General features: G+C 72.9%; 18 protein-coding genes and 1 pseudogene. 7 read left to right on the top strand and 12 right to left on the bottom strand.

Annotated elements, in window-relative coordinates; genetic code table 11:
- The first annotated feature begins 765 nt into the window (after positions 1 to 765).
- Positions 766 to 1,794, top strand: a complete 1,029-nt coding sequence (trpS, locus tag AB0P17_RS00005) for a tryptophan--tRNA ligase (protein WP_365806072.1) — start codon at positions 766 to 768, stop codon at positions 1,792 to 1,794.
- Positions 1,795 to 1,809: 15 nt separating this feature from the next.
- Here the strand turns inward: trpS and proC are convergent, their stop codons facing one another.
- The 6 genes from proC to AB0P17_RS00035 form a co-directional block, all read right to left on the bottom strand.
- A complete protein-coding gene (gene proC / locus AB0P17_RS00010) occupies positions 1,810 to 2,619 on the bottom strand; it encodes a pyrroline-5-carboxylate reductase (RefSeq protein WP_365806074.1) in 810 nt (269 codons plus the stop codon).
- Between the two features lie 117 nt (positions 2,620 to 2,736).
- Positions 2,737 to 3,576: an ABC transporter permease gene (locus tag AB0P17_RS00015; RefSeq protein WP_365806076.1), complete on the bottom strand. Its 840-nt coding sequence runs from the start codon at positions 3,574 to 3,576 to the stop codon at positions 2,737 to 2,739.
- A complete protein-coding gene (locus AB0P17_RS00020; RefSeq protein WP_365806464.1) occupies positions 3,573 to 4,340 on the bottom strand; it encodes an ABC transporter ATP-binding protein in 768 nt (255 codons plus the stop codon). The genes AB0P17_RS00015 and AB0P17_RS00020 overlap by 4 nt, the downstream gene beginning before the upstream one ends.
- A gap of 108 nt (positions 4,341 to 4,448) precedes the next feature.
- On the bottom strand, positions 4,449 to 5,261 hold the full coding sequence (locus tag AB0P17_RS00025) for a class I SAM-dependent methyltransferase (RefSeq protein WP_365806078.1): 813 nt from the start codon (positions 5,259 to 5,261) through the stop codon (positions 4,449 to 4,451).
- A gap of 63 nt (positions 5,262 to 5,324) precedes the next feature.
- Positions 5,325 to 5,825 carry a hypothetical protein gene (locus AB0P17_RS00030; RefSeq protein ID WP_365806466.1) on the bottom strand — a complete coding sequence of 167 codons (501 nt, stop codon included), beginning with the start codon at positions 5,823 to 5,825 and terminating at the stop codon, positions 5,325 to 5,327.
- 199 nt (positions 5,826 to 6,024) lie between these two features.
- A complete protein-coding gene (locus tag AB0P17_RS00035) occupies positions 6,025 to 6,402 on the bottom strand; it encodes an SH3 domain-containing protein (RefSeq protein ID WP_365806080.1) in 378 nt (125 codons plus the stop codon).
- 125 nt (positions 6,403 to 6,527) lie between these two features.
- Between AB0P17_RS00035 and AB0P17_RS00040 the strand changes: the two genes are divergently transcribed.
- Positions 6,528 to 8,960, top strand: coding sequence for a serine/threonine-protein kinase (locus AB0P17_RS00040; RefSeq protein WP_365806082.1), 2,433 nt, complete (start codon positions 6,528 to 6,530; stop codon positions 8,958 to 8,960).
- A gap of 52 nt (positions 8,961 to 9,012) precedes the next feature.
- Here the strand turns inward: AB0P17_RS00040 and ilvD are convergent, their stop codons facing one another.
- The 4 genes and pseudogenes from ilvD to AB0P17_RS00060 all read right to left on the bottom strand — a co-directional run bounded on the left by ilvD (position 9,013) and on the right by AB0P17_RS00060 (position 13,758).
- Positions 9,013 to 10,863 (bottom strand): dihydroxy-acid dehydratase, encoded by a 1,851-nt coding sequence (ilvD, locus tag AB0P17_RS00045; protein ID WP_365806083.1) that lies wholly within the window; start codon positions 10,861 to 10,863, stop codon positions 9,013 to 9,015.
- Positions 10,864 to 11,036: 173 nt separating this feature from the next.
- A complete protein-coding gene (locus AB0P17_RS00050; RefSeq protein ID WP_365806085.1) occupies positions 11,037 to 11,654 on the bottom strand; it encodes a TetR family transcriptional regulator in 618 nt (205 codons plus the stop codon).
- Between the two features lie 239 nt (positions 11,655 to 11,893).
- Positions 11,894 to 12,694: pseudogene (locus AB0P17_RS00055) on the bottom strand (sugar phosphate isomerase/epimerase); the annotation flags it as partial.
- Between the two features lie 134 nt (positions 12,695 to 12,828).
- Positions 12,829 to 13,758: a Ppx/GppA phosphatase family protein gene (locus tag AB0P17_RS00060; RefSeq protein ID WP_365806086.1), complete on the bottom strand. Its 930-nt coding sequence runs from the start codon at positions 13,756 to 13,758 to the stop codon at positions 12,829 to 12,831.
- A 39-nt stretch (positions 13,759 to 13,797) separates the two neighbouring features.
- On the opposite strand from AB0P17_RS00060, the gene AB0P17_RS00065 reads away from it, so the two are divergent.
- Positions 13,798 to 14,622, top strand: coding sequence for a hypothetical protein (locus AB0P17_RS00065; RefSeq protein WP_365806088.1), 825 nt, complete (start codon positions 13,798 to 13,800; stop codon positions 14,620 to 14,622).
- A 4-nt stretch (positions 14,623 to 14,626) separates the two neighbouring features.
- Here the strand turns inward: AB0P17_RS00065 and AB0P17_RS00070 are convergent, their stop codons facing one another.
- The gene (locus AB0P17_RS00070) at positions 14,627 to 16,480 is read right to left on the bottom strand and encodes a hypothetical protein (protein WP_365806090.1); all 1,854 of its coding nucleotides are present in this window, start codon (positions 16,478 to 16,480) and stop codon (positions 14,627 to 14,629) included.
- 243 nt (positions 16,481 to 16,723) lie between these two features.
- Between AB0P17_RS00070 and radA the strand changes: the two genes are divergently transcribed.
- Positions 16,724 to 18,130 carry a DNA repair protein RadA gene (gene radA, locus AB0P17_RS00075; protein ID WP_365806092.1) on the top strand — a complete coding sequence of 469 codons (1,407 nt, stop codon included), beginning with the start codon at positions 16,724 to 16,726 and terminating at the stop codon, positions 18,128 to 18,130.
- A gap of 44 nt (positions 18,131 to 18,174) precedes the next feature.
- Positions 18,175 to 19,299, top strand: coding sequence for a DNA integrity scanning diadenylate cyclase DisA (gene disA, locus AB0P17_RS00080; protein ID WP_365806094.1), 1,125 nt, complete (start codon positions 18,175 to 18,177; stop codon positions 19,297 to 19,299).
- A gap of 175 nt (positions 19,300 to 19,474) precedes the next feature.
- On the opposite strand, the gene AB0P17_RS00085 is transcribed toward disA, so the two are convergent.
- Positions 19,475 to 20,365, bottom strand: a complete 891-nt coding sequence (locus AB0P17_RS00085; protein WP_365806096.1) for a hypothetical protein — start codon at positions 20,363 to 20,365, stop codon at positions 19,475 to 19,477.
- A 169-nt stretch (positions 20,366 to 20,534) separates the two neighbouring features.
- On the opposite strand from AB0P17_RS00085, the gene AB0P17_RS00090 reads away from it, so the two are divergent.
- Together AB0P17_RS00090 and AB0P17_RS00095 are read left to right on the top strand one after the other, a co-directional pair.
- Complete coding sequence (locus tag AB0P17_RS00090) at positions 20,535 to 21,191, top strand: phosphatase PAP2 family protein (protein WP_365806097.1); 657 nt, start codon at positions 20,535 to 20,537, stop codon at positions 21,189 to 21,191.
- A 189-nt stretch (positions 21,192 to 21,380) separates the two neighbouring features.
- Positions 21,381 to 22,403 carry an A/G-specific adenine glycosylase gene (locus AB0P17_RS00095; RefSeq protein WP_365806099.1) on the top strand — a complete coding sequence of 341 codons (1,023 nt, stop codon included), beginning with the start codon at positions 21,381 to 21,383 and terminating at the stop codon, positions 22,401 to 22,403.
- Positions 22,404 to 22,485 lie beyond the last annotated feature (82 nt).

Below are 22,485 nucleotides of genomic sequence, written 5' to 3' on the forward strand. Positions count from 1 at the left end.
CCGGAACAATCCGGGAGGTCGGGGTATCAACATATCTGGCGTTGACTTTTGGCACGCTGTTGAGTTCTCAAGGAACGGACGCTTCCTTTGTACTCACCCGCAGATCTTGTCTGGGGTTTTCCTCCGGGCGCTTCCCTTCGGTGTTTCATTTTGTTCTGTACTTCGTTCTTGCGTTTCCGACTCTATCAGACTCTTTCGTGTCCGATTCCCCGTCGGAGCGGGGTTCGCTTTCCAGTTCTTCGCTTTCGCGTTTCCCTTTCCGGCGGTTCCGACTCTACCAGATCCTTTCGGGCCTGATTCCCAGTCAGTGGGGCTTGTCCTCCCGGCCCTGCGGCCGTTCCGACGAGTGAGACTTTAGCGGAATCCTGGGCTCCGACGCTAATCGGGGCTTCGGTGCCGACGTTCGGTTCGAGCGTCGATTCCTCATTTCGCATAGGCGTACGCAAAGCAATGCGACATGAAGTCGCTCACTCGTCGTAAGGTCCTGCGGAATGACTGTCCGGGGACCGGCACGGGGCCGGTGCTCACGTCGGACAGCTCGGAGAACATTACGTTCCTGTGTGGGGCGTGTCAACTTGAGGGGTTGGGACGGTAGTCTGAGGGGCATGACAACGCATGCGTGCGTCCTTCAGTGGTGGGCCGCCTGACGGCGGCCGCCTCACACGTATGCGTTCAACGGCCGCCGCTTCGGCGGCCGTTCGCATTTTCCCAGCTCGGGGACCGGCCGCGAGGAGTGGCTGCTCCTACCGAGAGGGTGAATCAGAGATGACGCGGATCTTCAGCGGGGTCAAGCCGACCGGACCCCTGACGCTGGGCAACTACCTCGGGGCCGTACGCCGGTGGGTCGAGGTCGATCAGCACCGGGCCGACGCGCTGTTCAGCGTCGTGGATCTGCACGCACTGACCGTCGAACACGATCCGGCTCGCGTGCGCCGGCTCAGTCGCCAGGCGGCGACGCTGCTGCTCGCGGCCGGGCTGGATCCCGCCCTGTGCACCGTGTTCGTCCAGAGCCATGTGGACGAACACACGCGGCTCTCCTATCTGCTGGAGTGCACGGCCACCGACGGGGAGCTGCGGCGCATGATCCAGTACAAGGAGAAGAGCGTGCGGGCCCTCGCGTCCGGGGAGAGTGTGCGGTTCTCCCTGCTGTCGTATCCGGTGCTGATGGCGGCGGACATCCTCGCCTATCGCACGGACGAGGTGCCGGTCGGTGAGGACCAGGCCCAGCATGTGGAGCTGACGCGGGATATCGCCACCCGGTTCAACCAGCGGTACGGGCACACCTTCTCCGTGCCGAAGGCCACCCGGCCGGCCGTGGCCGCGCGGGTCATGGATCTTCAGGACCCGACGTCGAAGATGGGAAAGTCCCATGAGTCGACCGCCGGGATCATCTATCTGCTGGACGACGCCGATGTGGTGCGGAAGAAGATCATGCGGGCGGTGACCGACAGCGGCCAGGAGGTCGAGTACGACCCGGAGACGAAACCGGGCGTGGCCAATCTGCTGGAGATCCTGGCCGGGTGCGGGGACCTGGGTGGGGACACCGACGGGGAGAAGCCCGCGGATCCGGCGGCGCTGGCCGAGACGTTCACGTCGTACGGGGAGTTGAAACGGGCCACCGCCGACGCCGTGATCGAGCTGATGCGGCCGGTGCAGGAACGGCACGCGGTGCTGGCCGCGGACTTCGGTCAGGTGGACGTCGTACTGAAGGAGGGAGCCGATCGGGCCAGGAGGATCGCCCGGCCCGTGGTCGATGCCGCGTATCGGGCGGCGGGCCTGCTGCCCGCCGGCTGAGCCCGGGGTCGCGCCTCAGCCGTTGCCCGAGGCCAGGGCGCGGCTGCGGTCGCGGGCGGCTTCCAACGCCGCGATGAGGGCGGCGCGTACCCCGTGGTTCTCCAGCTCCCGGATGGCGCTGATGGTGGTTCCGGCCGGGGAGGTCACGGCCTCGCGGAGCTTCACGGGGTGCTCGCCGCTGTCCCGCAGCATGACGGCGGCGCCGATGGCGGCCTGGACGATCAGGTCGTGGGCCTGGGCGCGGGGCAGGCCCAGGAGAATGCCCGCGTCGGTCATGGCCTCGACCAGGTAGTAGAAGTACGCCGGGCCGGAGCCGGAGAGGGCCGTGCAGGCGTCCTGCTGGGACTCGGGGACGCGCAGGGTCTTGCCGACGCCGCCGAAGATCTCCTCGGCGTGGGTGAGATGGGCGGGGAGCGCGTGGCTGCCGCCCGAGATGACGGACATGCCCTCGTCGACCAGGACGGGGGTGTTGGGCATGACGCGTACGACGGGGGTGCCGGGGGCGAGACGTTCCTCGATGAAGGCCGTGGGGATACCGGCGGCCGCGCTGATGATCAGGCGGTTGGCGGTGAGGTGGGGGGCGAGTTCGTCGAGGAGCGTGCCCATGTCCTGGGGCTTGATCGCCAGGATGAGGATGTCGGCGCGCTTGGCGGCGTCGGCGTTGGTGACGGGCTCGACGCCGTACCGGTCGCGGAGCTCCGCCGCCCGGTCCGCGCGGCGCGTGGTGACCAGCAGGTCGCCCGCTCGCCAGCCGGCCCGGATCATGCCGCTGAGCAGGGCCTCGCCGATCTTTCCGGTGCCGAGGACTGCGACGGTCTGGGTCATGTGCGGAGTCACCTCGCCGTAGGGGGTGGGCTTTCTCCCCCCATCGTCGCACCGGAGGCGGTCCGCGTGCGTGCGGTGTCCGAGGGGCGGTCGCCCGATCCGGTCTCCGCCGCGCGCTCAGGTCGTACGGCGGCGGAGGGTGGCGGCTCCCAGGACGAGGACGAGGACGGCGCACCCCGCGACGATCACGGCGTCGCGGACGAAGTCGCCCGTGATGTCGGGGTGGCGCAGGACCTGGTTCATGCCGTCGACGGCGTACGACATGGGCAGCGCGTTGGAGATGGCCTCCAGGGCGGGGTGCATGGCGGACCGGGGCGCGAACAGTCCGCAGAGCAGGAGCTGCGGAAAGATCACCGCGGGCATGAACTGAACGGCCTGGAACTCGGAGGAGGCGAAGGCCGAGACGAAGAGGCCGAGCGCCGTGCCGAGCAGGGCGTCGAGGAGCGCGACCAGGAGGAGCAGCCAGGCGGAGCCGACGACATCCAGGCCGAGGGCCCACACGGCGAGGCCGGTGGCGAGCGCGGACTGGACGACGGCGATGAGCCCGAAGGCGAGGGCGTAGCCGGCGATCAGGTCGCTCTTGCCCAGGGGCATGGCGAGGAGGCGTTCCAGAGTGCCGGAGGTGCGTTCGCGCAGGGTGGCGATGGAGGTCACCAGGAACATCGTGATCAGCGGGAAGATGCCGAGCAGCGAGGCGCCGATGGAGTCGAAGGTGCGCGGGCTGCCGTCGAAGACGTAGCGGAGCAGGAGGAGCATCGCGCACGGGACGATGATCATCAGCCCGATCGAGCGCGGGTCGTGGCGGAGCTGGCGCAGCACGCGGGCGGCGGTGGCCAGGGTGCGGGCGGCGGAGAACGGGCGGGGGCGGGGCGCCGGGGTGCGCCGGGTCCTGACGCTGGTGGCTTTGGTGGCTGTGGTGGCGGGGGTGTCGCCGGTGCTGGGGCCGGTGGGCGTCATCGGGCGGTTCCCTGGAGTGCGTTGGCCTCGTCGACCAGGTGGAGGAAGGCCGCTTCGACGGTCTCCGTGTGCGTACGGGTGCGCAGGGCTTCGGGCGTGTCCTGGGCGAGGACCTCTCCCTCCCGCATGAGGAGGAGTTGGTGGCAGCGTTCGGCCTCGTCCATCACGTGGGAGGAGACGAGGATCGTGGCGGCGCGGTCGGCGGCGATGCGGTGGAAGAGGGCCCACAGGTCGCGGCGGAGTACGGGGTCGAGGCCGACGGTGGGCTCGTCGAGGACGAGGAGTTCCGGCGCGCCGAGCAGGGCGACGGCGAGGGAGACCCGGCTGCGCTGGCCGCCGGAGAGCCGTCCGGCCAGCGAGCCGGTGTGGGAGGCGAGGTCGACGTCGGTGATGGCGCGGTCGACGGCCGCTCCGCGGGCGGTACGGCGGGCGCGGCCGGGGTCGAGGACGGCGGCGAAGTAGTCGAGGTTCTGGCGGACCGTCAGGTCGTCGTAGACGGAGGGCGCCTGGGTGACGTAGCCGATACGGGCGCGCAGCGCGGGGTCGCCCGCGGGGCGGCCGAGGACGTCGAGGGCGCCGGTGACCTGGGCCTGGGTTCCGACGACGGCGCGCATCAGGGTGGATTTGCCGCAGCCGGAGGGACCGAGGAGTCCGGTGATCCGGCCGGGCGGTACGGAGAAGTCGACACCGCGCAGGACGGCGCGGTCGCCTCGGTGGACGGTGAGGCCGCGGGCGTGCACAGCAGCGGCCGCAGGCAAATTCATCATGTGATGAATAATGAGCCCCGGCGGACGGACTCGTCAAGCGCCGCACGGGGAAACAGGGGATGGGAAACGGGGGATGGGGCCGGGCAAGGGGGTACAGGGGGTACGTCAGGGACGGCGGATGAGGGTCAGCTCCACCACGTACGCCTCCTCGACGCTCCCGTCGGGGAAGAGGGTGAGCAGCCGCGCGCGCTCGGCCGCGAGGAAGGCGGCCGTGGCCGCTTCGCCGCGCATCCGGAAGATCGAGTGGCTGCCGAGGTGGGCGAGGTGGGTGTCGAGCGGGACACGGCGGGTCCACGTCACCCGTCGCTCGGCCGGGCGCAGCTCCGCCGGGAGGTCTCCGCCCCGGCCGGGGAGGCTGTGCGCGCCGTGGGCGCCGTCGTCGGCCCAGCGGCGGATCCGTTCGTCCTGGCCGGCGATCCAGGGGACCCCGGCGTCCGCGACGTTCCACCACAGGGCGAGCGCGCCGCCGGGCCTGAGCACGCGCAGCGCTTCGGGCAGGGAGCGGGCCGGGTCGGTCCAGTGCCAGGCCTGGGCGTACGTGATCAGGTCGGCGCAGCCGTCGGCGAGGGGCAGTGCGTCGCCGAGGCCGCGGATGAGGGGGACGTCCGGCCGGGTACGGTGCAGCCGCTCCGCCATGCCGGGGCCCGGTTCCACCGCGGTGACCCGGGCACCGCGTGCGCGCAGCAGGCGGGTGGCGATACCGGTGCCGGCACCGATGTCGAAGACACGGGAGCCCCGGAGCGGGCGGCCGGTCAGTTCCTCGACCGTGTCGAAGAGGGCCGGCGGGTAGCCGGGGCGCGCCTCGTCGTACTGGTCGGCGACGGCGTCGAAGGAGAAGGCGCGCGCGGTCGGGCCGGGGGCAGGACTAGGGGCCGAGCTGTTCGTGGAGCTGTTGGCGGGAGGCGTCTCGGGAGTCATGTCCCCATCGTGGTGCCCGGGACGGGATACGGGCCAGATGCGCTCGGGGCACGCGCGCTGGGGTCACGCGCGCTGGGGGTTCCCGCCCTTGCTCCCGCCCTTGTTCCTGCCCTTGCCCTTCTCCCTGGCCGCGGCTCGGGCTGCCGGGTTGCCCGCGCGGGCGGTGCGGCGGCGTTCGTACTGCGCCAGGGCCGTTTCGTACTCCTTGCGGCGCAGCCCCTCGCCCGGGGCCTCGGCCAGGGAGCGCAGGAAGTAGGCGATCAGCGAGCCCATGAAGCCGATCGCCTTGACGCTGCGCAGCGACTCCTCGTGGGCGGGGTCGGCCGGGCGGCGGGTGAAGCCGTCCCAGGTCCTGCGAAAGGCGATGGCGCTGCACACCGCGAACATCACGGCGAGGAGCAGGCCGACGAAGGAGCCCACCTTCGCGATCTCCAGGCCCTCGTAGGCGAAGCGGAGGACGAAGCCGGCGGCGACCGCGGTGGTGAGGGAGCCGAGGGCGACCGCGACGCGACGGGCGGCGTACCCGGCGTCGCGGGCGAGCCAGGTCGTTCCGAAGAACACGATGGCCTCGGGTTCCGGGCCGCCGCGGCCACGTCCGCCCCCTACGTTTTTGGTGGAGGCGGCGGACGCGGTCGCGGTGGCGTCCGCGGGGGGCTGGGAGTGCTCGGGATGCTCGCTCACGGGGCGATTATCCCCGGCGCCTGGAGTGGGGGCTCAGGCGGAGCGGGCGCTGAGCTGAGCGGCGCCTCGGCGCAGCCGGGGCTCAGGCGCAGCGGGGAGCGACGTAGCCGCTGCTTCCCGTGTAGACGTACGCGTCCGAGATGAACTCGCCGTTGGCGATGTTGTCCCAGAGGTTCGTCGTGCCGTACGGGCCGGCGATCCGCTCGCCCGGCTTCTGGCAGTTGATCGGCACGCTCGCGCCGTACTGGAGCACCCTGACGAGCTGGTAGTTGGTGCCCGGACCGCTGCGGACGTTCACCCGGTAGTCCGGGTGGACCGCGTAACGCGTGGCCGCGAGGGTCCCCACTCCCGTGGCCGTCGCTTCGGTGGCCGGCGCGGCGGTTGCCGCAGCCGCTTCTGTCGTGGTTGTCGCGGTTTCTCCCCCGGTTCTGGTGGTGTTCTCAACCTCTTCGACTGCCATGCGGTCCTCCCCCATTGACGGTGTGTGCTCTGCGCCGCGCAGGCTAGCAACCCATGGCTGGATAGCACGCACCATCGACTAGGCTCCGTGCGTCGCGCTTGCGCACCAATACACGGGGGTGGGCGATGCCACCACTGCGCAACACCGGGTCGGCCCCGGAAGCGGAGCGTCCGGAGTACGCCGGGCGGTATCTGCTCGAATCAGCCCTGGGCTCCGGCGGAATGGGCGAGGTTCATCTCGCCACCTCCGCCTCGGGGCTGCGGCTCGCCGTCAAGGTCATCCATGCCAACCACGCCTCGGACCCGGAGTTCAGAGCGCGCTTCCAGCAGGAGGTCGCGGCGGCGCGGCGGGTGAGCGGGGCGTTCACCGCGCCGGTCGTGGACGCCGATCCGGAGGCCGGGCGCCCGTGGATGGCGACCCTGTTCATCGACGGGCCCACGCTCTCCGAGCGGGTGAAGCGGAACGGGCCGCTGGGCACCGAGGACTTGTTCCGGCTCGGGGCGGGGCTCGCCGAAGGGCTGCGGGACATCCACCGCGCCGGGGTCGTGCACCGTGATCTGAAGCCCAGCAATGTCCTGTTGGCGTCGGACGGGCCCAAGGTCATCGACTTCGGCATCTCGCGCCCCGCCGACAGCGATCTGCGGACGGAGACGGGCAAGCTGATCGGCACGCCGCCGTTCATGGCGCCGGAGCAGTTCCAGCGCCCGCGCGAAGTCGGGCCCGCCGCCGATGTGTTCGCGATGGGCGCGGTCCTGGTGCACGCGGCGACCGGGCGTGGTCCCTTCGACTCGGACAGCCCGTACATCGTGGCCTATCAGGTGGTGCACGACGAGCCGGATCTGACGGGCGTACCGGAGCGGATCGTTCCGGTGATCAGAGGGTGTCTCGCGAAGGACCCGGCCGACCGGCCGACGCCGGACGAGGTGATGGGCGCGCTGCGTACGTCGCGGTCGGTGCCGGGCGGTGTGGTGCCGTCCACCGCGTACGACCTGCGCGGGCCGTACGGGGCGAGTGCGCTCGTACCGGCGCAGCGCGGGCCGGATCCCGTCGAGAGCGCGGGCCCGGACGCCGGCTCCGGGCGGGGCCCGGGCGGCGGCGCCGGTTCCGGTCCGGGCTCCGTACCGACCAATCACGCGCGGGGCACCGGGGCCGTCCGGTCGCTGTCGTCGATACCTTCTGCTTCTCCTTCTGCCTCTCCTTCGTCTCCCGCTCCTTCTCCGTCTCCGTCTCCGGCGCCGTCCTCGTCCCCCGCGCGATCGCCGCGCCGCGTGCGCACGGTGGTGGGCGCGGTGGCGCTGGTGGCCGTGGCCTGTGCGGGATTCTTCGGCGTACGGGCCATGGGGGACGGCGCCCCCGCCAGGACGGACGCGGAGCCCTCCCGGACGTTCGAGCCGTGGGAGACGACGCTGGGCGACGGTCCCGGCCAGGTGCCCGTCTGCGCGGCCGGCACCACGGCCGTCTACTGCGCCGGCCCCGGTGGCACGACCACCCGGCTCGATCCCCTCGACGGCCGCCCCGCCTGGTCCGTGAAGGGCGCCGCGGGAGCGAAGGGCGCGAAGGGAGCCGAGGCGGTGGACGCCGGCTCCGACGCCGACGCCGCGCCGGTCCTCTCCGGCGGGCTGCTCCATGTCGTCGCGCACGGCGCGGGCGGCGAGAAGCGGCTGGCAGCGCTCGACCCGGCCTCGGGCGCCGAGCGCTGGGGCGTCGACGTCTCCTCGTACGCCACGGTCCGGCACAGCGGCGGCTCGGTCCTCCTCGTCTCGTACGACGGGCGGGTACGGTCCCTGGACAGCGCGACCGGTGACGAGCGCTGGACGGAGCGGCTCGGTGGCACCGGCACGGTCTGGACGGCGGCGAGCGGCACCGACGGCGCGCTGTTCGCCGCGACGCCCTCGGGGGACGGTTCGGCGACCGAGGTGCGTTCGATCGACCCGGCCACCGGCGCGGTGCGCTGGGAGGAGCGGCTGACGGGCGGGCTGGCCCCGGTGGGCGCCTCGGACGACGCGCTGTTCCTGCTCGCGAACGATGTCGACGGCTTCACGGAGGCGGTCGTACGGCTGGACGCGTCGAGCCGTACGGAACGGCGGGTGCCGCTGGGCGCACCCGTCGACCAGGCCCAGGCGACCGCCGTGGGTGACACCGTGTACGTCATCGGCTACTCGGGGTCGCTGCTCGCCGTCGACACGGGCGGGAAGGCCGCGGGCGCGAAAACCGCGGGTGCGAAGGGCTCGGGGGCGAGGGCCGGCGGCGTGCGCTGGCGGCTGGAGACCTCGGTGACGCGCGCCTCACGCCCTGCCGCCACCGAGGAGCGGGTCTATCTGAGCGCGGGGGACGGCCGGCTGCTCGCCGTGGACGCGCGGCGCGGGGTGCTGCTGGGGCAGACGAAGCCGCGGATGGCCGAAGGGCCCGACACGCTCGTACCCACGCTGCCCGCGCCCGTCCTCGGCCCCGGTTCCGAAACCGGCACAGGCTCCGGCTCCCGGGGGACGACGGTCTTCGGGAGCGCGCCCGACGGGTCCGTCTTCGCCGTCGCCGGCCGGGACCCCGCGTCCTGGTGACGCCCCGGCCCTCCGTCGTGAGGGCCGGAGCAGGGGCTGCCGGGTGAGGGAGTCAGCCGAGGCGCGTGATGTCCCGGACCGCGCCCTTGTCCGCGCTCGTCGCCATCGCGGCGTACGCGCGCAGCGCCACCGAGACCTTGCGCTCGCGGCCCGCCGGCGCGTACACACCGTTCAACGCCTCGCGGCGCGCCGCGAGTTCCGCGTCGCCGACCAGCAGCTCGATCGAACGGTTCGGGATGTCGATCCGGATCCGGTCGCCGTCGTTCACCAGCGCGATGGTGCCGCCCGAGGCCGCCTCCGGCGAGGCGTGGCCGATCGAGAGCCCCGACGTACCGCCGGAGAAGCGGCCGTCGGTGATCAGCGCGCAGGACTTACCGAGGCCGCGGCCCTTCAGGTACGACGTGGGGTACAGCATCTCCTGCATGCCCGGGCCGCCGCGCGGTCCCTCGTACCGGATGACGATCACATCGCCCTCGGTGATCTCCTTGCGGAGGATCTTCTCGACGGCGTCCTCCTGCGACTCGCAGACGACGGCCGGGCCCTCGAAGGTCCAGATCGACTCGTCGACACCCGCGGTCTTCACCACGCAGCCGTCGACGGCCAGGTTGCCCTTCAGGACCGCCAGACCGCCGTCCTTGGAGTAGGCGTGGGCGACATCGCGGATGCAGCCGCCCGCGGCGTCCGTGTCGAGTGTGTCCCACCGCTCGGACTGCGAGAACGCCTCGGCGGAGCGGACGCAGCCGGGGGCCGCGTGCCACAGCTCGACGGCCTCCTCGGAGGGCGAGCCGCCGCGCACGTCCCAGGTCTGCAGCCACTCCTTGATGCCGGGGGCGTGGACGGTGTGGACGTCCTCGTTGAGCAGACCGCCGCGGTACAGCTCGCCGAGGATGGCGGGGATGCCGCCGGCCCGGTGGACGTCCTCCATGTAGTACGTGCCGCCCGGGGCGACGTTCGGCGCGACCTTGGCGAGGCAGGGGACGCGGCGCGAGACGGCGTCGATGTCGCTGAGGTCGTAGTCCAGCTCGGCCTCCTGGGCGGCGGCGAGCAGGTGCAGGATCGTGTTGGTGGAGCCGCCCATGGCGATGTCGAGCGCCATGGCGTTGTCGAAGGCCGCGCGGGTGGCGATGGAGCGCGGCAGGACCGACGCGTCGTCCTGCTCGTAGTGGCGCTTGGTGATCTCGACGACCGTGCGGCCCGCGTTCTCGTAGAGCGCCTTACGCGCGGTGTGCGTGGCGAGCACGGAGCCGTTGCCGGGGAGGGAGAGGCCCATGGCCTCGGTCAGGCAGTTCATCGAGTTGGCGGTGAACATGCCGGAGCAGGAGCCGCAGGTCGGACAGGCGTTCTCCTCGATACGGAGGATGTCCTCGTCCGAGACGTTCTCGTTCACCGCGTCGGAGATCGCGTTGATCAGGTCGAGCTTCCGGACCGTACCGTCCACGAGCGTCGCCCGGCCGGCCTCCATCGGGCCGCCGGAGACGAACACCGTCGGGATGTTGAGGCGCATCGCGGCCATCAGCATGCCCGGGGTGATCTTGTCGCAGTTGGAGATGCAGATCAGCGCGTCCGCGCAGTGCGCCTCGACCATGTACTCGACGGAGTCGGCGATCAGGTCGCGGGACGGCAGGGAGTAGAGCATCCCGCCGTGGCCCATCGCGATGCCGTCGTCCACGGCGATCGTGTTGAACTCGCGGGGCACCGCGCCCGCGGCCTTGATGGCGTCCGAGACGATCCGGCCGACCGGCGCGAGGTGGGTGTGCCCGGGCACGAACTCGGTGAAGGAGTTGGCCACCGCGATGATCGGCTTGCCGATGTCCTCGCTCGCTACGCCCGAGGCTCGCATCAGGGCGCGTGCGCCCGCCATGTTGCGTCCGTGGGTGACAGTGCGGGACCTCAGCTCGGGCATCGTCTCTCGCTCCTTCAGCAGATCCTTCGGCCGAGTCCTTCGGCAGAAATGACTTCTTCGAGCGTACGCCCCGGATCCAAGATCTGGACATGCCGTCCGGGATACGGGACGCCTGTTCACCTTTCGGGCAACCGGTGGCAGCCGATGGCCGGAACCCGGTGATCAGGCCGGGCTCATGCCTCGGTGAGGTAGCGCTGGAGCGTGGGAGCGACCATCGTGATGATCTGCTCCATGTCCACCGACGCCAGCGGCTCCGCCCTGATCACGTACCGCAGGAGCGCGATCCCGACCATGTGGGAGGCGCAGAGCTCCGCGCGGAACTCGGGATCCGGTACGTCGAGCCGCTCCGCGACCTGGCTGAGCAGCCGGCGCAGCACGAACGTACGCAGCACCGCCGCCGCGGCGTCGTGCGTGAGCGCGGAACGGATGACGGCCAGCAGCGGCGTCCGGGTCGCCGGGTTCTCCCAGACGGCGAAGAACTGGCGGGCGAGCCGTTCCCCGATCGTGCCGGGGTCCCCGGCGAGCACCTTGGCGGGCACCGTCAGGGCGGGTTCGAAGGAGATCTCGACGGCGGACGCGAACACCTCGTCCTTCGTGCCGAAGTAGTGGTGGACGAGCGCGGGGTCGACGCCGGCCGCCTTGGCGATGCCGCGGACGGACGTCTTGTCGTAGCCGCGCGCCGCGAACTCCGCGCGGGCGGCCTCAAGGATCTTCTGCCGGGCACTGGGACCGGAGTCGGCGTCCTTGCGGGCGGGCCGGCCCCGGCGGCGGGGGGTGGCGCCGGTGGTCATGAGGGGCGCGCTCCGGAGGCGTCCGAGGTGCCGGTGCCACGGGACGTGCGGGAGGTACGAGGCGTCCGGGCCCCCCGGCCGGCCGGCGCGCCCGCGCCCGCCGCCGTGCCCTGGGACCGCGCGGCGGGGGCAGCGGCAGCGCCTGCGGAGCCGGACGGGACGGAGGAGCCGGACGAGGCAGGGGCGGAGGGAGTCGGTGCGGGTGCGGCGGAAGGAGACGGGGCCCCGGCGGCGGGGCGCGACGCGAGGTGCAGCCGCGCGAAGGCCAGCGCCTCCGCGAGGTCCGCCTCCCGCTCCGCCGCCGACATCGCCCGCCGGGTGTTGACCTCGATCACGACATGGCCGTCGAAGCCGCTGCCCGCGAGCCCCTGCAGCAGCTCGGCGCACGGCTGCGTACCGCGCCCCGGCACCAGGTGCTCGTCCTTCGCCGAGCCGTTGCCGTCCGCGAGGTGCACATGGCCCAGCCGGTCACCGATGAGACCCGCCATCGCCACGGCGTCGCTGCGGGAGGTCGCGGTGTGCGAGAGATCGAGGGTGAAGTGCCGGTAGTCGTCCTGGGTGACGTCCCAGCCGGGCGCGTACGCGGGCATCTCACGGTCGCGGTAGCGCCACGGGTACATGTTCTCGACGGCGAACCGTACGTCCGTCTCGTCCGCCATCCGCCAGATACCGGAGACGAAGTCGCGCGCGTACTGGCGCTGCCACCGGAACGGCGGGTGCACGACCACCGTGGAGGCGCCGAGGCTCTCGGCCGCCGCCCGCGCCCGCTGGAGCTTCACCCACGGGTCCGTCGACCAGACACGCTGGGTGATCAGCAGACAGGGCGCGTGGACGGCGAGCACCGGGATGCCGTGGTAGTCGGAGAGCCGGCGCAGCGCCTCGATGTCCTGGCTGACGGGATCCGTCCAGACCATGACCTCGACGCCGTCGTAACCGAGGCGGGCGGCGATCTCGAAGGCCGTCGCCGTGGACTCCGGATAGACCGAGGCCGTCGACAGCGCGACCTTCGTATCCGGGATGCGCACCACTGGATCTGCCACGAGGACAGCGTACGGGCCCCGGCGAGGCGGTCGTCGGCCCGCCCGGTACGGCGGCCTCTCGGCGGCATCCAGGCGGCCTCCCGGGCGCGCCTCGGCCGGCTGTCACCATTCGTACGGTCGCACCCCTCGTACGGTCACGGCGTGAGCTGGTCGAGCCTCCGCAAGATCACGCCCTCGCGCAGCGCCCACGGGCAGACCTCCAGCGTCTCGACCCCGAACAGGTCCATCGCGCCCTCCGCGACGAGCGCGCCCGCCAGCAGCTGGGCCGACCTGCCCTCGGAGACCCCGGGGAGCCCGGCCCGCTGGACGGCGTTCATCGTGGCGAGTGTGGGCACCCACTCCTCCAGGGCGGTGCGGCTCAGCTCGCGCTGCACGTACAGCCCCTCGCCGGACCGGGCCGCGCCCGCCAGCCGGGCGAGCTGCTTGAAGGTCTTGGACGTGGCCACCACGTGGTCCGGGCTGCCGAACCGGGCGAACTCCCCGACCGTACGGGCGATCTGCGCCCGTACGTGGCGGCGCAGCGCCTTCACGTCGATCGGGTCGGGCGGGTCACCGGGCAGCCAGCCCGCCGTGAGCCGGCCCGCGCCCAGGGGGAGGGAGACGGCCGCGTCCGGCTCCTCGTCGATCCCGTACGCGATCTCCAGCGAGCCGCCGCCGATGTCCAGGACGAGGAGCTTCCCCGCCGACCAGCCGAACCAGCGACGGGCGGCGAGGAAGGTCAGCCGGGCCTCCTGCTCGCCGGTGAGGACCTCCAGATCGACCCCGGTCTCGCTCCTGACGCGGGCGAGGACCTGATCGGCGTTGGTGGCCTCCCGTACGGCGGAGGTGGCGAAGGGGAGGACGTCCTCGCAGCCCTTGTCCTCGGCCGCCTGGAGGGCGTCCGCGATCGTCGCCACGAGACGGTCCACGCCGTCGGGGCCGATGGCTCCGTCGGGGTCGAGCAGTTCGGCGAGGCGCAGCTCCGCCTTGTGCGAATGCGCGGGCAGCGGGCGGGCACCGCGGTGGGCGTCGACCGCCAGCAGGTGCACGGTGTTCGAACCGACGTCCAGGACTCCGAGTCTCATGAACGGAACGCTACTGCGATCCCCGCATACGCTGGGCATGTGCCAAAGACGAAAAAGACGAAGCCGGGCAAAGCCAAAGGCCCGAAGATCCCCGACGAGAACCGGGCCGTGCCCGACGAGAAGGGCCTGGACTTCGCCCGTGCCTGGGTCGAGTTCCCGGACCCGGCCGACGACGAACAGGTCTTCCGCTGCGATCTGACATGGCTCACGTCACGGTGGAACTGCGTCTTCGGCAGCGGCTGCCAGGGCATCCAGGCGGGCCGCGCCGACGACGGCTGCTGCACGCTGGGCGCGCACTTCTCGGACGAGGACGACGAGGCGCGGGTCGCGGAGCATGTGGCGCGCCTCACGCCCGAGCTGTGGCAGTTCCACGAGGAGGGGACGACCACGGGCTGGACGCAGACCGACGACGACGGGGAGCGCCAGACGCGGCGCTGGGAGGGGTCCTGCATCTTCCAGAACCGGCCCGGCTTCGCGGCGGGCGCGGGGTGCTCGCTGCACATCCTGGCGCTGCGCGAGGGCCGCGAGCCGCTGGAGACGAAACCGGACGTCTGCTGGCAGCTGCCGGTACGGCGTACGTACGACTGGATCGACCGGCCCGACGACACGCGCGTCCTCCAGGTGTCGATCGGGGAGTACGACCGCCGCGGCTGGGGGTCGGGCGGTCACGATCTGCACTGGTGGTGCACGTCGGCGACATCGGCGCACGGCGCGGGCGAGCCGGTGTACCGGACGTACGGGCCCGAGCTGACGGAGCTGATGGGCAAGGAGGGGTACGACCGGCTGGTGGAGCTCTGCGAGCGGCGCCTGGCGAGCGAGCTTCCGCTGCTGGCACCGCACCCGGCGGACCCGCCGCGGGGCTGACGCCTCAGCGGGGTTCGGGGCCGGCACCGGGAGGAGCGGCGGCCGTGGCGCCGGGACCGGAGCCGGGACCGGCACTTGGGCTGCCGGTGGGGCCCGGATCGGGCGGGTCCGGGTCGGGAGGCGAGGACCCCGAGGGGCTCGCGGGGCTCGCGGGGCCGGAAGGGCCCCCCGCGCCGGAGGGGCTCGCGGGGCCCGGGGCCTGGGGACCGGCCCAGGTCGGCCCGCCGGGCCCGGGGCGGCCCGGGTGTCCGGGGCGTGCGGGCCTGGCCCCGTACCCGTGGATCCGTACGGCGGCGCCCGCCGGGTAGAGCGCGACCCGGGCGCTCCACGGGCCCGCCGGTTCGCGCCCGTGGTCCACGGAGACGCGGACGGTGACGGACTCGCCGGGCGCGAGCGTGCCGTAGTGGCGGCTCAGCGTGAGCCAGGGGGCCCGGGTCCCGGCCGTCCAGGCGACCCGCTCGCCGCCGGAGGCCCGCAGCGCGATCAGGGTGACGGCACCGGCGGACCGCGCCTCGACGGTGAGCGCGCCGGGGCCGGAGCGGCCCTCGCCGGGCGGTGGCGCGCCCGTACCGTCGCTGACGATCTCGACGGAGACGCCGGGCGCGCGGCCGTCCCCGGGGAAGCGGGCGCCGGGACGGTTCTGGGCGCTGCCCGCGTTCGCGTAGTGCTCGTAGCGCTCGTAGGGGGCGTCGTGCGGGTGGTCGTAGATGCCGTCGGTGCCGTTGGGGGGATGCCCGTCCAGGGCGGGCGGGCCCGCGGTCTCGGCCGCGGTGACCGAGGCGCCGTCGCGGCCCTCGCCGGTCTGGGGCGCCCCGCGGTACGCCGCCCAGAGGGCGAGGACGGGCGCCGCGACGACGGTCGCCACGACGGTGGTCGTCACGGCCCGCGCCCGCAGCCGGTCGCGGCGGGCGGCGCGGTCCTTGGGGTCCATGGGGAAGCCGTTACGGCCGAAGCGCGGGGCGGTGGCGCGGGCGCGCGGCGTCTGGATCATGGCGGTGCAGACGGCGCCGCGCGGTGCCTCGACGAGCGGCAGCGGGGACGGTGCCTCCCCGGCGCCGGACAGGCCGGACGGGCCGGGCGGGAGGGGCGGCGTCGTGCGCGAGCCGGGCCAGGGCCCCGCCGCCTCGGCGCGCTCCGCGGCGCGGCGGCAGCGCGGGCAGTCGTCGACGTGGCGGACCAGTTCGCGCCGGAGCGCGGCGGAGAGCAGCACGTGGTGGTCGTCGGTGAGCCGGGCGACGGAGGGGCAGCCGCCGCTGTTCACGACGGCGAGCGCGGCGCGGGTCCGCTCGACCTCGCAGGCGGCGGAGGCGAGCAGCTCCCTGGTCGCGGTGGGCTCCTTGGAGAGTACGGCGGCCACATCGTTCGGGCCGAGCCCGTGGCGTACCGCCAGCTCCAGGACCTCGCGCTGCTCGGGCGTCGTACCGGCGGCCTCGGGCCAGGCCAGCAGGGCCAGTTCGCGCCGCCGGCGCTCGGCGGTCTCCGGCACGACGGCGGGGGCCGGCCGGGGGGCCTGCGCCGGGGGCCGCGCGGGAGCGTGTGCGGGGGTGCGGCGCTGTGCGGTGAGCTTGCGCAGACAGGCCCAGCGGGCGAGGGCGTAGAGCCAGGCCCTGCGCTCCCCGGCGCCGGAGGGGCAACGGGCGTACTGACGCTCGGAGATGGCCAGGACGTCGCCGAGCACCTCGGTGGCGGCGTCGTGGTCGCAGAGCACGGAGAGGCAGTAGGTGAAGAGGCCGTCCAGATACGGCTCGTACCGCGCCGGAGGGCGTTGCGCCACCGCGCGGAGCGCACGACGGAGGGCGCGCTCCGCGCCGGTGTGTGCGCCGGTGGTGTCCGCGGAGGTTTCGGGGCTGCTGCTCATCACCTGGCGACGGTAGACACGGCGGCCCGCACCCTTCACACCCCTTGAGCACATTTAATCCTTACGGGTGAAGCTATCCCTCGAAGGGGGACACGGTTGTCGTATTTCGATGAGTCGGAAGTGGTACAGAGCTCTCCCTTGTATGACTTACTTCGCCCGCGCGCTGTCCGGGTCGCACGACGGCCGCGGCACCGCCCCGGAGGCCGGGCCCCGGGTGTCGGCGGGTCCCTATACGGTGACGCCATGGCTGCCCGTACGAAATCCAAGGACCGGCCGTCCTACCGCTGCACCGAGTGCGGCTGGACGACCGCCAAGTGGCTCGGCCGCTGCCCCGAATGCCAGGCGTGGGGCACGGTCGAGGAGTACGGCGCGCCCGCCGTGCGCACGACGGCGGCGGGCCGGGTCTCCTCGGCCGCGCTCCCGATCGGCCAGGTCGACATCCGTACGGCGACGGCGCGCTCGACCGGTGTGCCCGAGCTGGACCGGGTGCTCGGCGGCGGGCTGGTGCCCGGGGCCGTGGTGCTGGTCGCGGGCGAGCCGGGCGTCGGGAAGTCCACCCTGCTGCTGGACGTCGCGGCGAAGGCGGCCAGTGACGCGCACCGGACGCTCTATGTGACGGGCGAGGAGTCCACCAGCCAGGTCCGGCTGCGCGCCGACCGGATCAGGGCGATCAGCGACCATCTCTACCTCGCCGCCGAGACGGACCTCTCCGCCGTCCTCGGCCATCTCGACGCGGTCAAGCCGTCGCTGCTGATCATGGACTCCGTACAGACCGTCGCGTCCCCCGAGATCGACGGGGCGCCGGGCGGGATGGCGCAGGTCAGGGAGGTCGCGGGGGCGCTCATCCGGGCGTCGAAGGAGCGCGACATGGCGACGCTGCTGGTCGGGCACGTGACGAAGGACGGCGCGATCGCGGGCCCCCGGCTGCTGGAACACCTCGTGGACGTCGTGCTCTCCTTCGAGGGCGACCGGCACGCCCGGCTGCGGCTGGTCCGCGGCGTGAAGAACCGGTACGGCGCGACGGACGAGGTCGGCTGCTTCGAGCTGCACGACGAAGGGATCACCGGCCTCGCCGACCCGTCGGGCCTCTTCCTGACCCGGCGCGACGAGCCCGTACCGGGCACCTGTCTCACGGTCACCCTCGAAGGGCGCAGGCCGCTCGTCGCCGAGGTGCAGGCGCTCACGGTCGACTCGCAGATCCCCTCGCCCCGGCGCACCACCTCGGGCCTGGAGACCTCCCGGGTCTCGATGATGCTGGCGGTGCTGGAGCAGCGCGGCCGGATCAGCGCGCTCGGCAAGCGCGACATCTACAGCGCGACGGTGGGCGGCGTGAAGCTGACAGAGCCCGCCGCGGACCTGGCGGTGGCCCTGGCCCTGGCGTCGGCGGCGAGCGACACCCCCCTGCCGAAGAATCTGGTCGCGATCGGCGAAGTCGGGCTCGCGGGCGAGGTCAGGCGGGTCACGGGCGTCCAGCGCAGGCTGGCCGAGGCCCACCGTCTGGGCTTCACGCAGGCGCTCGTCCCCACCGATCCGGGCAAGGTCCCGCCCGGGATGAAGGTCACGGAAGTGGGCGACGTGGGGGACGCTCTGAGGGTGCTGCCGCGCCGAGGTCGGGCGGACGCCCCACGGGACGACAACGCTCGCCGGTAGACTTTGCCCTGGTCTCGCCCATCCGTACGAGCCGGAGGAGTGCAGTGGCAGCCAACGACCGGGCATCAGCACCCGGAAAGTCCGGCGCGGGCTCCGGCAACGAAGCGCTGATGCGCGCCTCCCTGAGCGCTGTCGCGCCGGGGACGGCGCTGCGCGACGGGCTGGAGCGCATCCTGCGCGGTAACACCGGCGGTCTCATCGTCCTGGGCATGGACAGGACCGTCGAGTCGATGTGCACGGGCGGCTTCGTGCTGGACGTGGAGTTCACCGCGACGCGGCTGCGCGAGCTGTGCAAGCTCGACGGCGCGCTCATCCTCGACAAGGACATCACGAAGATCCTCCGCGCGGGCGTACAGCTCGTCCCCGAGTCCTCGATCCCGACCGAGGAGACGGGCACCCGGCACCGCACGGCGGACCGGGTCTCCAAGCAGTGCGGCTTCCCGGTCGTCTCCGTGTCGCAGTCGATGCGGCTGATCGCGCTGTACGTCAACGGGGAGCGCCGGGTCCTGGAGGAGTCGGCGGCGATCCTCTCGCGGGCGAACCAGGCGCTGGCGACGCTGGAGCGGTACAAGCTCCGCCTGGACGAGGTCGCGGGCACGCTCTCCGCCCTGGAGATCGAGGACCTGGTGACGGTCCGGGACGTGACGGCGGTGGCGCAGCGGCTGGAGATGGTGCGCCGGATCGCCACGGAGATCGCCGAGTACGTGGTCGAGCTGGGCACCGACGGCCGGCTTCTCTCGCTCCAGCTGGACGAGTTGATCGCGGGCGTGGAGCCGGAGCGGGATCTGGTGGCCCGCGACTACGTCCCCGAGCCGACGGCGAAGCGGGCCCGTACGGTCGGCGAGGCGCTGGGCGAGCTGGACTCGCTCACCCACCCGGAGCTGCTCGAACTGCCCATCGTGGCACGGGCGCTGGGCTACAGCGGCTCCCCGGAGACGCTCGACTCGGCGGTCTCGCCGCGCGGTTACCGCCTGCTGGCGAAGGTGCCGCGGCTCCCCGGCGCCATCATCGAGCGGCTGGTCGAGCACTTCGGCGGGCTGCAGAAGCTGCTGGCGGCGAGCGTGGACGACCTCCAGACGGTGGACGGCGTCGGCGAGGCCCGCGCGCGGAGCGTCCGCGAGGGCCTGTCGCGGCTCGCGGAGTCGTCGATCCTGGAGCGGTACGTCTGATCGTTCCGAGCGCGGTACGCCTGAGCGGCCCGAGCGCGGTACGTCTGATCGTTCCGACCGCGGTACGCCTGAGCGGCCCGGCCGCGGCACGTCTCATCGGTACGACGGCAGCACGTCCGCACGGTCCGAGCGCGGTAGGCCTGATGGTCCGACCGCGGCACGTCCGGCTCCGGGGTCAGTCCTTCTCCAGGCGGATCGACTGCTGCCCCTGCTTCACCGTCGCTCGCGGGGCCGCCGCCTCCACCAGGTACGTTCCGGGACCGACCGCGCCGGCGGGCGGGGTGGCGCACCCGGCCGCGCTCCGCTTGCGGTCCCACTCGACGGTACGGGTGACGGTGTCGCCCGCCGGGACCTGGAAGAACGCGCTGCCGGCCTGAGGGCAGTCCTCGGAGGACCACACCTGGTCGTCGTCGGAGTCCGTCACCGTGAGCACCACGGCCTTCGGCCCGAAGTCCGCCTTGCAGGTGGTCTCGGAGGTGTTCTTGGCGACCAGCCGGAACACGGGCTTCTCGCCGGGGGCGTACCCGACCTTCGTCGTGGAGAGGGTCAGCGTCAGGGAGCCGGGCGCGCAGTCCGGCAGCGCGGAGCCCGCGGGCACCTGCCGGCCGGAGGTGGTGGTGCCGCCCCCGCCGGAGCCCGCGCCCCCGCCGGACGAGCCGGCCGAACCGCCGCCGTCCGACGCGTCGTTGCCGCCGCCCGAGCCGGCGCCGCCGCTGTCGCCGCCGGAGCCCGGGGCGCCGGTGTCGCCGTTCTTGCCGTCGTCGGCACCCGCGTCCGTACCGCCCTGGTCGCCGTCACCGCCGCCGTCGCCGGAACCGCTCGATTCGTCGCGGCCGCCCGGCTGTTCGCTGATGGCGGGGCCGGAACCGGAGGGGCCCGGGGTGATGGACGTGACGGGGTTGGCGCCGTCGCCCTTGCCGTCGGTGTTCTTGCTGCCACCCCCACGGGAGGTGACGACCCATACGACCAGCAGAGCGAGCAGCGCGATCAGCGTCGCCGCGACTGCCCTCCGTCGCCAGTAGATGGTGGAGGGAAGCGGCCCGACCGGATTGCGCAAAGATCCCACGGCGCAAACTGTACGAGAGATCCGGGCCAACTCCCGCCCCACATGCCGCTCATGCGCGCAAGTTTTCCGGATCATCATCCCGGAGGCGCGAGCTGGGCGGCTTTCTTCGACTGATGCGCATTCAGGTAGCGGTTGGGGGAACTCCCGGTGGCATCGGTACGTTCTCCTCATGAACAGCAGCGCAACCAGCGGCCTCTACAGCGATGTCCTCGACTTCGCGCATACGACCCCTTCCTGGTTCCAGTCCCTGGCAGAGCTATGGACGGAAGCCGGACTCCTCTTGTTCGGCGCCCTCTTCGTCATGGTCTGGTGGCAGGCCAGACCGTCCGGCTCACGTGCCGTGGCGATCGCGGTGCTCGCCCCGCTCGGGACCGCCTTCGCCTATGTCTGCAGTGAACTGTCCAAGTCGGTGATCCAGGAGGACCGCCCCTGCCGGACGGTCACGGGATCCGTCTCCCTCATACCGTGCCCGCCCGTGGGTGACTGGTCCTTCCCCAGCAACCACGCGACGATCGCCGGGGCTGCGGCGATCGCCCTCGTCGTCGCACGCCCCGTACTCGCCTATCTGACGGTGCCGATGGCGCTGCTCATGGCGTTCTCCCGGGTCTTCGTCGGCGTCCACTACCCGCACGACGTGGCGGTCGGCCTGGTGGTGGGCGGCGTCGTGGCCCCGCTCTTCATCCTGCTCGCGGCCCGTCCCTTGCAACGACTGGTCGACACGATGCGTTCCTCGAATTCAGGGGCGGCGCTCTGGCTGGCGGGCCCGGGACCGGGCGAGGCCGAGCCGGCGGTGGCGCGTGGACGCCACAGCGCCGGACGGAGCTGAGCACGGACGGAATCGAAGCCCGACCCGGAAGGGCGTACCCCTGGGGCACGCCGGACCCGGACCCGGACACATGGCACCGACCCAGGCGCGCAGCGCTGACCCGGGCGCGTGGTGCTGTCCGGCGTACTCCGGCGTGCGCCCGCCTGCTGCACTGTCCGCGCTCCTGCACATGTCAGGATCGGTGCTGCCATGACTGCTACCCCCGCGCACTCGACGCCCCCGACCCCACCGTCGTCCCCGTCGTCCCCGTCGACCACACCGTCCCCGTCGCCCCCCGCCCAGGCGTCCCCCGCCGACCCGGCGGCCGGGACCGGTCCGGCCGTCCTCCCCTCCACCGCCCACTCCGCCCTGCACACCCCCGTCATCGCGTGGTTCGAGACGCACGCCCGCGATCTGCCCTGGCGCCGCCCCGAGGCGGGCGCCTGGGGTGTGATGGTCAGCGAGTTCATGCTCCAGCAGACCCCCGTGAGCCGGGTCCTCCCGGTGTACGAGCAGTGGCTCGCCCGCTGGCCGCGCCCCGCCGACCTGGCCGCCGAAGCGCCCGGCGAGGCCGTACGCGCCTGGGGCCGGCTCGGCTATCCGCGCCGCGCGCTGCGCCTGCACGGCGCCGCGCAAGCGATAACGGAGCGGCACGGCGGTGACGTACCCCGCGAGCACGCGCAGTTGCTCTCGCTCCCCGGGATCGGCGAGTACACGGCCGCCGCGGTCGCGTCGTTCGCGTACGGGCAGCGGCACGCCGTGCTCGACACGAACGTACGCCGCGTCCTGGCCCGCGCCGTGAACGGCGTCCAGTACCCGCCGAACGCGACCACCGCCGCCGAGCGGAAGCTCGCGCGGGCGCTGCTCCCCGAGGACGCGGCGACGGCAGCGGCCTGGGCGGCGTCCTCCATGGAGCTGGGCGCGCTGATCTGCACGGCGAAGAACGAAGGGTGCGCGCGCTGCCCGATCGCCGCGCGGTGCGCCTGGCAGCTCGCCGGGAAGCCCGCCCACGACGGGCCGCCGCGGCGCGGCCAGAGTTACGCGGGCACGGACCGCCAGGTGCGCGGCAAGCTCCTCGCCGTACTGCGGGAGGCCGTCGCACCCGTACCGCAGGCCGCGCTGGACGCGGTGTGGGACGAGCCGGTGCAGCGGGCACGGGCGCTGGACGGACTGGTCGCGGACGGACTGGTCGAACCCCTGGAGAACGCCCTGTACCGGCTGCCGCAGGGCTGACCCGGACCGGGCCCCGGGGCCGGGGCCTCGGGACCGGGAGGGACAGGGCCTCGGGACCGGGAAGGACAGGACGCCCGCCGGA

The sequence above is a fragment of the Streptomyces sp. NPDC088124 genome (genome assembly GCF_040685895.1).
Lineage (GTDB): Bacteria > Actinomycetota > Actinomycetes > Streptomycetales > Streptomycetaceae > Streptomyces.